The 13,818-nt window shown below is 63.7% G+C and carries 13 protein-coding genes; 8 read left to right on the top strand and 5 right to left on the bottom strand.

The genetic code is table 11. From position 1 onward, the window contains the following. Positions 1-190 precede the first annotated feature (190 nt). Positions 191-1,072: a LysR family transcriptional regulator gene (locus AC07XB_RS14300; RefSeq protein WP_492828231.1), complete on the top strand. Its 882-nt coding sequence runs from the start codon at positions 191-193 to the stop codon at positions 1,070-1,072. A gap of 464 nt (positions 1,073-1,536) precedes the next feature. Here AC07XB_RS14300 and AC07XB_RS14295 read toward each other — a convergent pair whose 3' ends face one another. Continuing rightward, entirely contained in the window at positions 1,537-2,433 is an 897-nt protein-coding gene (locus AC07XB_RS14295) for a LysR family transcriptional regulator ArgP (protein ID WP_492828233.1), read from the bottom strand. A gap of 73 nt (positions 2,434-2,506) precedes the next feature. Here AC07XB_RS14295 and AC07XB_RS14290 point away from each other — a divergent pair, with 73 nt between their 5' ends. Together AC07XB_RS14290 and AC07XB_RS14285 are read left to right on the top strand one after the other, a co-directional pair. After that, complete coding sequence (locus AC07XB_RS14290) at positions 2,507-3,142, top strand: LysE/ArgO family amino acid transporter (RefSeq protein ID WP_492828235.1); 636 nt, start codon at positions 2,507-2,509, stop codon at positions 3,140-3,142. 372 nt (positions 3,143-3,514) lie between these two features. Beyond that, the gene (locus tag AC07XB_RS14285) at positions 3,515-3,700 is read left to right on the top strand and encodes a hypothetical protein (RefSeq protein ID WP_150986638.1); all 186 of its coding nucleotides are present in this window, start codon (positions 3,515-3,517) and stop codon (positions 3,698-3,700) included. 24 nt (positions 3,701-3,724) lie between these two features. On the opposite strand, the gene AC07XB_RS14280 is transcribed toward AC07XB_RS14285, so the two are convergent. After that, a complete protein-coding gene (locus tag AC07XB_RS14280; protein ID WP_492373120.1) occupies positions 3,725-3,979 on the bottom strand; it encodes a hypothetical protein in 255 nt (84 codons plus the stop codon). Between the two features lie 111 nt (positions 3,980-4,090). Here AC07XB_RS14280 and yedA point away from each other — a divergent pair, with 111 nt between their 5' ends. Then, on the top strand, positions 4,091-4,969 hold the full coding sequence (yedA, locus tag AC07XB_RS14275; RefSeq protein ID WP_492373178.1) for a drug/metabolite exporter YedA: 879 nt from the start codon (positions 4,091-4,093) through the stop codon (positions 4,967-4,969). Positions 4,970-5,004: 35 nt separating this feature from the next. Here yedA and AC07XB_RS14270 read toward each other — a convergent pair whose 3' ends face one another. Continuing rightward, positions 5,005-5,697 carry a GntR family transcriptional regulator gene (locus tag AC07XB_RS14270; RefSeq protein WP_492373119.1) on the bottom strand — a complete coding sequence of 231 codons (693 nt, stop codon included), beginning with the start codon at positions 5,695-5,697 and terminating at the stop codon, positions 5,005-5,007. Positions 5,698-6,102: 405 nt separating this feature from the next. Between AC07XB_RS14270 and AC07XB_RS14265 the strand changes: the two genes are divergently transcribed. Beyond that, a complete protein-coding gene (locus AC07XB_RS14265) occupies positions 6,103-7,077 on the top strand; it encodes a 2-dehydropantoate 2-reductase (protein ID WP_492373118.1) in 975 nt (324 codons plus the stop codon). Between the two features lie 228 nt (positions 7,078-7,305). Beyond that, a complete protein-coding gene (locus AC07XB_RS14260) occupies positions 7,306-8,025 on the top strand; it encodes a GntR family transcriptional regulator (RefSeq protein WP_183034614.1) in 720 nt (239 codons plus the stop codon). A gap of 94 nt (positions 8,026-8,119) precedes the next feature. Here AC07XB_RS14260 and sucD read toward each other — a convergent pair whose 3' ends face one another. Together sucD and sucC are read right to left on the bottom strand one after the other, a co-directional pair. Further along, positions 8,120-9,016: a succinate--CoA ligase subunit alpha gene (gene sucD / locus AC07XB_RS14255; protein ID WP_492828237.1), complete on the bottom strand. Its 897-nt coding sequence runs from the start codon at positions 9,014-9,016 to the stop codon at positions 8,120-8,122. Position 9,017: 1 nt separating this feature from the next. Then, entirely contained in the window at positions 9,018-10,241 is a 1,224-nt protein-coding gene (gene sucC, locus AC07XB_RS14250) for an ADP-forming succinate--CoA ligase subunit beta (RefSeq protein WP_492373116.1), read from the bottom strand. A 465-nt stretch (positions 10,242-10,706) separates the two neighbouring features. Here sucC and AC07XB_RS14245 point away from each other — a divergent pair, with 465 nt between their 5' ends. Together AC07XB_RS14245 and frc are read left to right on the top strand one after the other, a co-directional pair. Next, the gene (locus tag AC07XB_RS14245; RefSeq protein ID WP_492373115.1) at positions 10,707-12,461 is read left to right on the top strand and encodes a thiamine pyrophosphate-binding protein; all 1,755 of its coding nucleotides are present in this window, start codon (positions 10,707-10,709) and stop codon (positions 12,459-12,461) included. Between the two features lie 23 nt (positions 12,462-12,484). After that, positions 12,485-13,714, top strand: a complete 1,230-nt coding sequence (frc, locus tag AC07XB_RS14240) for a formyl-CoA transferase (RefSeq protein ID WP_492373114.1) — start codon at positions 12,485-12,487, stop codon at positions 13,712-13,714. The last annotated feature ends 104 nt before the right edge of the window (positions 13,715-13,818 follow it).

Raw genomic sequence — 13,818 nt, 5'->3', positions numbered from 1 at the left:
TTTGTTTCTACCGTCATAATATGCTCGGCCTCTCAAAAAAAGTATGGGCAACTCATGTGCCGAGTGCCTTCAGAATCGCGCTCCGCACTATGTCTTCCTGTCCGTGAAGCGTGATGGACACACTGTACGGCAGCAAACAAGACGCGATAAATTGGTAAAGCGCTGATTTACTGCAAACGAGATATTTCTAATGGACCGTCTTGCTGCCATGCAGATCTTTGTCAAGACCGTCGAGGCCGGCTCGTTCTCGGCGGCAGCAGACGCTCTGCGGACCTCCCCCCAACTGGTTGGCAAGCATGTCCAGATGCTGGAGCAGCACCTGGGCGTTCGATTGCTTCGCCGCACGACCCGGCGCCATAGCCTGACGGAAATCGGCAGGACGTTTTACGAGCGGGCCAGAATCATTCTTGCCGAGGTGGAAGCCGCCGAATCACTTGTCGCCGAGACCCGCGCCACACCGCGCGGTCGACTCAAAGTCAACGCGCCGGTCACTTTTGGAATCCATGCCTTAACGCCATCGCTGACCGACTACCTGGCGGCCCACCCGGACGTCACTGTGGACCTCACGCTCGCGAACCGCACGGTTGACCTGATTGATGAGGGCTACGACGCCGTGTTCCGGGTGGGCGAATTGGCCGATAGCAGCCTGATGGCCCGCACCTTGCGGCCTTATCAACTCGTACTATGTGCGGCGCCGACTTATCTCACTAATTGTCCGGCGCCGAATCACCCGATGGATCTGCAGCAACATCAATGCCTCGGCTTCTCCCATACCTCTCTACGAACACATTGGGATTTTTGTAGTGCCGATGGCCGCGTCACCGTGCCGGTGACCGGACGGCTGATGGCAGACAGCGGTGAAGCCCTGCGCATGGCTGCGGTGGCTGGGCAGGGCATCCTGCTGCAGCCGCTTGAACTGGTGGAGGCTGATCTGGCTGCCCGCCGGCTTGTGCGCCTATTAGCGGACTACGAACCGCCAACCCGTCCACTCCATATCCTCTACGCCCCGGACCGCCGAATGACGCCGAAGCTGCGCAGCTTTCTGGATTTCGCGGTAAAGGTGTTCGGATAGACGGCTGGAGCGAAAGCACGCCAATTCTGCATACGATCAAACTGCGTCGGGTGGGTTGGCCCATGGGTCTGGATTCGTGAACCAGGTTTGGCGAGAGGCGCCACTCAGGGCCGCGGGCAGCGGTTTCGACGGCGCACGATGAACAGTTCGCTTCTCTTAAGAGGCGGCGGCAGGGCAGCATACAGCCATGCCCACTTTGGCGGCCTCATCACGACGAAACTCTCGTCCTGGCTTGTAGCCCACCTGTCTGGTTCAATGTGGCCCTGTAAAGCTGGGCTATCCACGGTTTCCTGCCACGGTTTGCGCTCAACCCTGTCAGATCGGAAGAGCACAGTTCTGTCGTCCAGTGGTGCAGGTCAATCCGCTCAATTGCGGACCAGCACAGCGCGCCTGCAATTCGGCGGAGTTAAGCCAAAAGCAGGCGTGCATCCGAATCAGATAACGCGCATTTGACCCGGCGCCACTCAGGGCGGTAACAGCGCGGCGCGAGCGGCGGCGAGAACCTCGCGATTCAAACCTTCGAGCAACCCTGACGCCGCGCGTGCGTGTTGCCAGTGAAGCGGTACATCAAGCTGGGTGTTCGGCACCAACTCGACGAGTGAACCGTCCTCAAGATGAGGGGCGATCAGTGCCTCAGGATGCAAGCCCCAGCCCATGCCAGCCAACGCCGCTGTCACAAAGGCGTGGGACGAAGGCAACGTGTGCCGGGGAAGCTCCACGTGCCGATGGCACAAACGCCGCACCCACCGCGCCTGCAACTCATCTTTGGTGTTGAACATTAGGCTGGGCGCCTGCGCCAGGCTGCCGGCGCCCACGCCATCGCCGAAATGGCGCTGGATGAAAGCCGGGCTGGCGGCCGCCAGGTAGCGCATGGAGCCCAGCGGACGACTGTTGCAGCCAGCGGCAGGACGGGCTGTGGCTGTTATGGCGGCCAGCACTGCGCCGCTACGCAACCACTCCGTGGTGTGGTCCTGGTCGTCCACCGCCACCTCCATCAACACGGGACTTTCTGCCGCGAAGGTGGCGATGGCCGGCGCGACCCAGGTGGCCAGGCTGTCGGCATTCACCGCAATGGGCAGCGCTACCCGTGCCATGCCCTCCGGGGCAAGCGCCGGTAGCGCCCCTTGCAACTCCTGCTCGAGCAGCCGCACACGGTCAATGTGCTGGCAAAGCCGGCGGCCCGTCTCCGTGGCCCGGCAGGGCTGATCGCGCACCACCAGCGCGCAGCCTACGCGCTCTTCCAGCAGCCGAACGCGCTGCGAAATTGCCGATGGCGTTACATGGAGAGCGCGGGCTGCACGCTCGAAGCCACCCTCCCGAACCACGGCAGCCAGCGCGGATAGAGCGGAGTAATCCAGCATAAGTTAAGTTCGGCTAAATAGAATGAAGAAAAGGTAGTTTGTCTTCATTCGCTAGTGCAGGCAAGCTAGATGTATGAATACTTCTCTTGCCTTATCCGTTTCCCTCCAAGGCCTGGCCCTGAGCCTGGGGCTCATCGTGGCCATCGGCGCACAGAATGCATTCGTACTGCGCCAGGGGCTGCGTCGTGAGCATGTGGGCAGCGTGGTGCTGTTGTGCGCCATGGCGGACGCATTGCTGATTGCAGCGGGTGTCATGGGCATGGCCCAGGCATTGGGGGAGCGCCCCGGCCTCGCGCGTGTCCTGGCACTGGCCGGTGCCGTCTTCCTGGCGGTATATGGATGGCAGGCGCTGCGCCGCGCGCGGCATGCTCGTCCATTGAAAGCATCCGACGGTGGGAAGGGGCTTAGCAGGGGTGCCGCGTTGGCTCAGGCGGCAGCGTTCACGCTGCTCAATCCTCATGTTTATCTGGATACGGTGCTGCTGGTGGGCAGCATCGGTGCCCAGCAACCGGCAGCGCTGCGAGGCTGGTTCGTGGCGGGCGCCAGTTTTGCCAGCCTATTCTGGTTCGGGCTTCTGGGCTTTGGCGCGCGCTGGCTGGCGCCGTGGTTCGCCCGGCCGAGGGCCTGGCAGGTGCTGGATGGTCTCATCGGTACGACCATGTTCGTCCTGTCCGCTCTGCTGGTGCAGCACGTACTCCACGGATTGTGAGGTGCTTTCAGGTGCGTCGAATAGGTAACGGCCCTGGCTGCAGCGGTTGAGAGGGGCTTGGCCGCCGTTGGCGGGGCGTCACAGAGCGCAATATCAGGCAGGCTATGGGGCACGTAGCAAGTTGTGTCGGAGAGAGCTAAATCGCAATAGCGATCAAAAAAGGCATACAAAAGCGCATATAAGTTCATTGTTGAGCATAGTACGTCGCTTTTTCTGCTAGCCAAGAGTGGCTTGAGCAACATCTCATGGTTGCGTTTTTCAGCATTCGCTGCGGTGCGCGGTACGTACTATCACCTAATGCTGCTGTGCGTCATTTCTTTTGCTACAATTAGGGAAAACCCGATGAGGGTTATCCCTGAAAGGAAGAAAGCCATGAACACCCAATCCGACATCAAGATGACCGACCAACTCGAGCGTGAACTGATCGAACGCGAACTTGGTCCCCGCAGCCCGGCCTTCGTCGACGACGTGAAGAGCGCCATCGCCGCTGTGCAATCCGTGCTGGGCCGCCTTCAGAACCAGGCTCGCAAGGCAAAGATCGTTTTCGCGAACGGCTGATCGCCCGAGCACCGACATCAAGAATCAAGAGTGAATGCTGCCGTAGTGCGTCGTAGTTAACTGTTGTTGTTTGTTGTTGATGTATGTAGTCTTGGTTTGACGGCTTTCATGCTGCCCGTCGCGGCGATGCGCTAACGCATCTGTCCTGGCGAAGGATGGCAGATGCCATGTCAAACCGGCGCGGATCTGTTTCGCGCGGCAAAACCGGCCAACGCGTCGCTCCGAGGAGCGCAGCGCCTTTTGGCCGGTTTTTTTATTGGCGCTAGCTCCGTTGCTCACTTTTGTGAGATCGCCTCACAAGCCTTGCGAGTCATTTTCCTTTTGCGGGCGCACCGGATCGCGCTATCTTGAAGGCCCCCTGTGCTTTCTCCCGGTCTTCCCGTGCCCACCATCTCCCCCCGCTTGCTGCTCTGCCTGATGATTACCTACTTGGTATGGGGCACGACCTATCTCGCCATCCGTTTCACCTTGGAGAGCTTTCCGCCGTTCCTGATGATGGGTTCGCGTTTTCTCTGCGCCGGCGTGTTGCTGGCGCTGTGGTTGCGCTATCGCGGCGCCGCCATGCCGACCTTGCGCCAGTTGCGCAATTGCGGTGTGCTGGCCGGTTTCCTGCTGGTCGGCGGAATGGGGCTGACGGCGGTGGCGGAGCAGACCATCTCGTCCGGGGCGACTACTGTGATGATTGGTGCGATGCCGATCTTTGGCTTGTTCTGGGGAATTTGCTTTGGCGCGCGGCCGCGCTGGTACGAAGTGCTGGCCATTGCGCTGGGCAGCGCGGGCATCCTGGTGCTGACCGGCGGCGCGGAGTTTCGCGCGAGTGCCACGGGCGTCATGGCTTTGCTGGTGGCTATCGGCAGTTGGTCGTTTGGTTCGCAGATCGCCAGGCGCCTGGATTTGCCGCAAGGTGCGGTGGCGTTTGCCGCCGAGATGCTGCTGGGCGGGGCGATCTTGCTGGTCCTGTCCGTTGCGTTCGGCGAGCCCTGGCCGCGGACGGTCAGCAGCCAGGCGTGGTGGGCGTGGGTCTACCTGGTGGTGGCTGGGTCGCTGGTGGCGTTTTCTGCCTATATGTACCTGGTGGCAAACGTATCGCCGACGGTTTCCTCAAGCTATGTCTACGTGAACCCGCCGGTGGCGCTGGCGGTGGGCGCGTGGCTGGGCAGCGAGCAGATCGCGCCGCAGACGTTCGGTGCGGTGGCGTTGATCCTGGGGGCGCTGGCGGTGCTTAGCCTGGGGACGTGGCGCGGGGCGCGGGCGATTGCGGCCACCTGAGTGAAGATTGCTGCCCGCATGCCAGGACTCAGGCCTCAGGCCTCGGATTGTTCCTCGATCCACATCGATAGCCGCGCCTTGTACGCCTGCTGGATGTGCCGGCGCGTGATTTGCTCGGCTAGCGCGGGATCGCGTTGCTCCAGGGCTTCCACAAGTGCAATGTGCTCTTCGTAGGAGACCCGGGCGCGTCCCGGTAGCGCCAGCGTGGTGCGCCCCAGCAGTGCCATCGACTCGTGCAGCGAGCGCAAGGTCTTGAGCAGGTAGCGGTTGTGCGCGCAGCGGTGCAGCGTTTCGTGGAAGAGCCGGTTGTTGGCGGCGAGCTTGTCGGGCTGGTCGGTTATAGCCAGGTCGCGCTGGACGATGTCGCGCAGCAGCGAGATTTCCACATCGGTAGCGTGGCGCGCGGCCAGCGCGGCGGCGGTGCCTTCCAGCACCTCGCGCATGACATAGAGCTCGCTCACCATGCTGGCGTCGAGCTGGGTCACCATCATGCCCCGGTTAGGCTCGTTGACGACCAGGCCTTCGGATTCCAGCCGCGACAGCGCTTCGCGCACCGGCGTGCGCGACAGCCCCAGCGAGGCGGCTAGCTCCACTTCGCGCAGGCGGGTACCGGAGGGCAGCTGCCCGGCCTGGATCGCATTGCGCAGGTGCTGGTAGGCCCGCTCGGCACGGGGCAGCGAGGCGTCGGGGCCGGTGCCGGCCGCGCCGGCTGGATCTGCGGAAATCATTAGGCGGGTGGGATCCCGTGGTGATTGTTCGTTGTTGTGCATTGTTGTGCGTTGATCTGCGTCGCACATGATACCCGCTCCAGGCTTGGCAACATCACGCCTGCGCTATGTCGGTTACCGGCCGCGTGGGCGGCAATCGAGGTGGCGTCCGCTGCCTGCCGGGCATCCAGTTCCACGCGGTACAGGCGCTCAGTGGGCGGATCTTGACAGCGCGCGGCATGGCGCGGGAAGTTCGTAAAGCGGTTGATGGAAGTGTCTGATGTGCCATTTTGTGATCGGCGTGTGCTGACTTGGGCATGCGGCAGGTCCAGGGCGGCGGTAGATTGAGGTTGTGTTCGGTCTTTGTGGAATATAGTATGTGATATATCAAAACATACGCCCATAAAACCACCGGGAGACGACATCATGAAAGTGTGTATCTATGGCGCCGGCGCAATCGGCGGCTATCTCGGCGTCCAGCTGGCATTGGCGGGCGCCGAGGTCAGCCTGGTCGCACGTGGCCCCCATCTGGCCGCCATGCGCGCCAACGGCCTGCGGCTGCTGAGCGAGGGCGAGGAGAGGGTGGCCAAGGTCAATTGCACTGATGACCCGGCCACGCTGGGGCCGCAGGACTATGTCTTCATCACCCTGAAAGCGCATTCCGTGCCGGGCGTGGTGGACCTGATGCAGCCGTTGCTTGGTCCCAGGACAGCGGTGGTGACGGGTGTCAACGGCATCCCTTACTGGTATTTCCATCAGCACGGCGGTCCGCTCGCGGGCACCAGGCTGGAAAGCGTCGACCCGGGCGGGCGCCAGTGGCGTGGCCTGGGGCCGGAGCGGGCGATCGGCTGTGTGCTCTATCCCGCCGCCGAGATCGCGGCGCCCGGCGTGATCCGCCATGTCTACGGCAAGAAATTCCCGCTGGGCGAGCCCGACGGCAGCAACTCGGCGCGCGTGAGCCACCTGAGCGAAATGATGGTGGCCGGCGGACTGGAAGCGCCCATCCGCGACAATATCCGCGACGAGATCTGGCTCAAGCTGTGGGGCAACCTGTGCTTCAACCCGATCAGCGCGCTCACGCATGCCACGCTGGATATCATCACAGCCGATCCGGCCACCCGTGGACTATCGCGCGCAATGATGCTGGAAGCGCAAGCGATTGCGGAACGGTTTGGCGTGCGGTTCCGGGTAGATGTGGAGCGCCGCATCGACGGCGCCGGCGCGGTTGGGGCACACAAGACTTCCATGCTGCAGGACCTGGAGGCAGGGCGGGCCATGGAGATCGACCCCTTGCTGACGGTGGTGCAGGAAATGGGCCGGTTGGTGGGGCAGCCCACACCGATGGTGGACGCGGTGCTGGGCCTGATCAAGCAGCGTGAACGGATGGCGCAGGTGGCTTGAGCGCGGGTGCCGGGCCGGCCGGGACGAAATGGTGGCGCCGGCCGGTTTCGGCGGCGCACCATGTGATATACCATATACGCAAAACCGCCACCCTGGCAGCCGATTTATATCAATTGTGCATTTTCCTATGCATTCAGCTCATGCAATGGCTGCTTTTGGTAAGCTAAGCGGGAAGCCGCAGGCGACTGTCCCGTTCGCCGCGGCGCTGGTTTCAACAAGAGCCCATTCATGTCTGCGCAAACTCAATCCGCGGTCCAGCCTGCTGCACTGACCCTGTCCCTCCAACCCATCAACGCCGGTGCCAGCCTGCGCGACCAGGCGTACGCCATGCTGCGCCAGGCCATTGCCGACGCCGACATCTATCAGTCGACCGAGGAAATCCGGCTGGACGAGCGAGTCCTGAGCGAGGCGCTGGGCGTGAGCCGCACCCCGATCCGCGAGGCCATGACGCTGCTGGAGCAGGAAGGGTTCCTGCGCACGGTGCCGCGCCGCGGCATCTACATCATGCGCAAGACCAAGCGCGAAATCGTCGAGATGATCCAGGTGTGGGCCGCGCTCGAGAGCATGGCCGCGCGCCTGGCCACGCTGAACGCCAGCGACCAGGAGATCGCGCAACTGCGCCATATGTTCGATAGCTTCCGCGATGCCACGCCGGCTGAGCATATCGAGGAATACTCCGACGCGAACATCGCCTTCCACCAGGCGATCGTGCAGTTGTCGAAGTCGCAGATCATCATGGATTCGATCAAGAACATCTTTATCCATGTGCGCGCCATCCGGAAGATGACGATCTCGCAAAGCGATCGCGCTTCGCGCTCCATCGTCGATCACCTGCGCATCATCGAGGCGCTGGAAAAACGCGACACCGAACTGGCCGAGAAGCTGGTGCGCCAGCATTCGCTGGATCTGGCGGATTATGTCGAGAAGAACTGCGACTTCCTGGATTGAAGGCTGAAATCAGAGGCGCCCGCCTCTGGCACTCTGGCAATCAAGAACGGCGGACATTGTCCGCCGTTCTCGTTCTATATCCGGCAGCCACCCGCTACACCTCCATCGCCTCCACCATCGCCTCCACCATCGTCTTGCCCAGCTCGGCCGGCGAGCGCGCGATGCGGATCCCGGCAGCGCGCATGGCGTCGATCTTGGCCTCGGCCGTACCCATGCCGCCCGAGATGATCGCGCCAGCATGTCCCATGCGCCGTCCCGGCGGGGCAGTCGTGCCGGCAATAAAGCCCACCACGGGTTTGACGCGCCCGCCGCTGCGCGCGTCCTGCAGGAACTGTGCCGCTTCTTCTTCCGCCGAGCCGCCGATCTCGCCGATCATGATGATGCCTTCGGTATCGTCGTCGGCCAGGAACATCTCCAGGCAATCGATGAAGCTGGTGCCATTGACCGGATCGCCGCCAATGCCGATGCAGGTGCTTTGCCCGAGCCCCGCGGCGGTGGTTTGCGCCACGGCCTCATAGGTGAGGGTGCCGGAGCGGGACACCACGCCGATCTTGCCGGGACGGTGGATATGGCCTGGCATGATGCCGATCTTGCACTGGCCCGGCGTGATCACGCCCGGGCAGTTGGGTCCGACCAGGCGGCTGCCCGAGGCGCAGAGCGCGCGCTTGACCCGCACCATGTCGATCACCGGGATACCTTCGGTAATGCACACGATCAGGCCGATACCGGCATCCACGGCTTCCAGGATGGCATCGGCGGCGAAGGGTGGTGGCACGTAGATGACCGAGGCGTCGGCGCCGGTGCGCGCTACCGCCGCGGCCACGGTGTCGAACACCGGCAGCCCCAGATGCGTATCGCCCCCCTTGCCGGGCGTCACCCCGCCGACCATGCACGTGCCATAGGCCACCGCTTGCTCGGAGTGAAAGGTGCCTTGCGCGCCGGTAAAGCCCTGGCAGATCACCTTGGTGTCTTGATGGATCAGTACGGCCATGTCAATGCCCTCCCAGTATCTGGACGTGACCTTGCGCGGCCTTCACCGCCTTGACCACTTTTTCGGCGGCGTCGGCAAGATGATCGGCCGACAGGATCGGCAGGCCCGAGTCGCGCAGGATGGCCTTGCCGAGTTCCACGTTGGTGCCTTCGAGCCGGACCACCAGCGGCACCGTGAGGTCGATCTCGCGCGCGGCGGCCACCACCCCTTCGGCGATCACGTCGCAGCGCATGATGCCGCCGAAGATGTTCACCAGGATGCCTTTGACCTTGGGGTCGTCCAGGATCAGGCGGAAGGCCGCCGTCACGCGCTCCTTGGTGGCGCCGCCACCCACGTCGAGGAAGTTGGCCGGCTCGCCGCCGTAGAGCTGGATGATGTCCATGGTGGCCATCGCCAGCCCGGCACCGTTGACCATGCAGCCGATGCTGCCATCGAGCTTGACGTAATTCAGCCCGTGGCGGGCGGCTGCCGCCTCGGCGGGATCTTCCTCGGTCTCGTCGCGCAGGGATTCGATATCCGGATGGCGGTACAGCGCGTTATCGTCAAAATTGAACTTGGCGTCGAGCGCGATCACGCCGCCCGCGCGCGTGACGACCAGCGGGTTGATTTCCACGACCGACGCGTCCAGTTCGGTAAAGGCGCGATAGGCGGACAAGATGAAGCGCGAGGCCGCGCTCACCTGCTTGCCGACGAGCCCCAGCCCAAAGGCCAGGCGGCGCGCATGGAAGGGCTGGATGCCGCTGGCCGGGTCGATCGCAACCTTCAGGATCTTCTCCGGCGTGCGGGCCGCCACTTCCTCGATCTCCATGCCGCCTTCGGTCGAGGCCATCAGCGTGATGCGGGAGGTGGCGCGGTCGATCAGCATGCCCAGGTAAAGCTCGCGGGCAATCTCGCAGCCTTCCTCCACATATAGGCGCTTTACCTCGCGTCCGGCCTCTCCGGTCTGCTTGGTGACGAGCACTTTGCCGAGCATCTGCTCGGCCTGCGCACGCACCGCGTCGACGGACTTCACCACGCGTACGCCGCCCTTGCCGTCGGGGTCGCCGGCAAAGCGGCCGGCGCCGCGGCCGCCGGCATGGATCTGGGACTTCACCACCCATGTGGATCCGCCGATCTTGCGTGCCGCGCTAGCGGCTTCCTCGGGGGTAAAGGCGACCGCGCCGCGTGGCACGGCCACGTCGAAGCGCCTGAGCAATTCCTTGGCCTGATATTCGTGAATGTTCACAGTCTCCTCGCTCTTGGTAATGCGCGTGCCGGCGAGCCGCAGAACCGGGTGGTCCGGCAGGATGCGCTGTAATATATGGTATGTAATATATAAAAGATAAACAAGGCCGTTTTCCCTGAAGAGGCCGTATGAAGCCGTGAGCAGATCCAACCCGTGAGGAATCGGAATGAATGTGCTCGGACTCAGCAATTTCGCTTATCCATGGTCATTTTTGGGCTGAATTGCTGCATCGCGTCGTTGAAACACTTCTCCCGATACCGAAATTTTCCTTGAGCTTCGTTGATATATCACATACCGTATGTCATCAAGATCCGGCGAAAAGGATCGATAGCGTCGCAGGGCCAGGTGACATGCAGGGCAGGCATCGGCCAGGCAGCCAAGCAGCAAAGGGCGAAAGGATGTCGTGACAACGGGCCAGGTCCGCGTCACAGCCTGTCGCAACCCAGTCAACGAGGAGACCAAGACATGTCTGCAGTCGCACCCACGCGGCCTGAATCCACCACGGCCGAAGACACCCTGAAGCAGAAAACCCGCGATGCCGGCGTGATTTCCGGCGGCCACCTGGTAGCGCGGGCCCTGAAGAACGAAGGCGTCGACACCATCTTCACGCTGTGTGGCGGCCACATCATCGACATTTACGACGGCTGCGTGGACGAGGGCATCCGCATCATCGACGTGCGCCATGAGCAGGTTGCCGCGCACGCGGCGGACGGCTACGCCCGCCAGACCGGCAAGCTGGGCTGTGTGGTGACCACAGCCGGCCCTGGCTGCACCAATGCCGTGACCGGCGTGGCGACGGCTTTCCGCTCGGAAAGCCCGATCATCCATATCGGCGGACAGGGCGCGCTGTCCCAGCACAAGATGGGCTCGCTGCAAGACCTGCCGCACGTGGACATGATGTCGGCCATCACCAAGTTTGCTGCCACCATCCCCAGCACCGAGCGGGTGGCGGACATGATCTCGATGGCGGCGCGCGAATGCTTCAACGGCGCACCCGGCCCGGCCTACCTGGAAATCCCGCGTGACGTGCTCGACCGCGAAGTCGATGTATCGCGAGCGGTGATTCCGCGCCCCGGCCACTATCGCGCCTCCACCCGATCCATCGGCGACCCGAGGGATATCGAGCGCCTGGCCGACATCCTGGTCAATGCCGAGCGTCCGGCCATCCTCTACGGCCAGCAGGTCTGGACCGCGCGCGGTCATGAAGAGGCCATCGCGCTGCTCAAGGGCCTGGATATTCCCGGCTATTTCAACGGCGCCAGCCGCGGCCTGCTGCCGCCGGGCGATCCGCATCACTTCGACCGCACCCGTACGCAAGCTTTCGCCAACGCCGACGTGCTGATCATCGTGGGCACGCCGTTCGACTTCCGCATGGGCTACGGCAAGCGCATCAGCAAGGAGCTGACGCTGGTGCAGATCGATATGGACTACCGCACGGTCGGCAAGAACCGTGAGATCGATCTTGGCCTGGTGGGCGACCCCGGTGCCATCCTCGGCGCGGTGCTGCAGGCTGCCAGCGGGCGCATCAAGCACGACAAGCGCCAGGCGCGCCAGAAATGGATGGGCCAGCTGACCGAAGCCGAGGCCGTGGCGGCCGAGAAGCTGATGCCGCTGTTCCGCTCGGAAAACACGCCGATCCATCCGTACCGCGTGGCCTATGAACTGAATGAGTTCCTGTCGGACGACACGGTCTACATCGGCGACGGCGGCGACGTGGTGACCATCTCCGCGCAAGCGGTGCGCCCGCGCCGTCCCGGGCAGTGGATGGACCCGGGTGCGCTGGGCTCGCTGGGCGTCGGCACCGGTTTTGCCATCGCCGCTGGCCTGGCCAACCCCAACAAGGAAATCCTCTGCTACTACGGCGACGGCTCCTTCGGCATGACGGCGTTCGACATGGAAACCGCCAACCGTTTCGGCGTGCCCTATCTGGCGGTGATCGGCAACAACTCCGCCATGAACCAGATCCGCTACGGCCAGCTCGCCAAGTACGGCGAGGCGCGCGGCAACGTGGGCAACCTGCTGTCGGACGTGCCGTTCTCCAAGTTCGCCGAAATGCTCGGCGGCTATGGCGAGGAAGTGCGCGACCCGGGCAAGATCGCCGGCGCGCTGCAGCGCGGGCGCGAGGCGGTGCAGCGCACCGGAAAGTCGGCCGTGATCAATATCTGGGTGGATCCGCGCGAGTACGCGCCGGGCACCAAGAACCAGACCATGTACAAGTAACCCCGGTGCGAGGAGACAAGACCATGAACAAGGCACTCGAAGGTGTGCGGATCCTGGACATGACCCATGTGCAGGCCGGCCCTTCGGCCACCCAGCTGATGGCATGGCTGGGGGCCGATGTGATCAAGGTGGAGTTGCCGGGGCGCGGCGACATCACGCGCAGCCAGCTGCGCGACGTGCCCAACGCCGACAGCCTCTACTTCACGATGCTCAACTCCAACAAGCGCAGCCTGACGCTCAATATGAAGACGCCGGAAGGCAAGGCGCTGCTGGAGGACCTGGTGCAGCGCTGCGACGTGCTGGTGGAGAACTTCGGCCCCGGCGTGCTGGACCGCGCGGGCTTCGACTGGGACCGCCTGCGCACGCTCAACCCGCGGCTGATCTACGCGTCGATCAAGGGCTTCGGCCCGGGGCCGTATGCGGATTGCAAGGCGTATGAGAACGTGGCCCAGTGCATGGGCGGCTCGGCCAGCACCACGGGTTCCAGCGACGGCCCTCCCACTGTCACCGGCGCGCAGATCGGCGATTCCGGCACGGGCATCCACTGCGTGGTGGGCATCCTTGCCGCGCTGCTGCATCGCGAGCATTCCGGGCGCGGGCAGCGGGTGGAAGTGGCGATGCAGGATTCCGTGCTCAACCTGTGCCGGGTCAAGCTGCGCGACCAGCAGCGCCTGGCCGCCGGCCCGATGCGCGAATATCCCAGCCAGGCGTTCGACGACTTCGTGCCGCGCGCCGGCAATGCCTCGGGCGGTGGCCAGCCCGGCGCTGCGCTGCGCTGTGCCCCGGGCGGGGCCAACGACTACGTCTACGTGATCGTCCAGCCGCAAGGCTGGGAGCCGCTGATGCGCCTGTGCGGCAGGGAAGACCTGATCACGCATGCGCAGTTCGCGACGCCGGAAGCCCGCCTCAAATGCCTGGAAGAGTGCTTCTCCATCATCGAGAAATGGACGCGCACGCGCACCAAGTTCGAGGTGATGGAGGCGCTCAACGAGGTCGACGTGCCATGCGGCCCGATCCTGTCGATGAAAGACCTGATCGAGGACAAGTCGATGTACGAGCGCGGCTACCTGGTGGAGCTGGATCATCCGGAGCGCGGCCAGTACGTGCAGCTGGGATGCCCGATTACCCTGTCGGCGTCGCCGGTGGAGGTGGAGCGTTCGCCGCTGCTGGGCGAGCATACCGAGGAAATCCTCGACTGGCTGGGGCGCACGCCTTCGCAGATCGCCGCCTTGCGCGCCGCCGGGGCGGTCTGACGCCCCGGGCGTCTCTGCATTAATTCAAGCACCTCCCGAACTGAGTTCACAAGCCGCCCGCCCTCGCGTTTCACGCGAGTGCGAGGGCCGGTTCATCCCTACGC

The sequence above is a fragment of the Cupriavidus sp. GW821-FHT02F09 genome, assembly GCF_059421605.1.
This window is presented reverse-complemented; position numbering and strand designations above follow the sequence as displayed.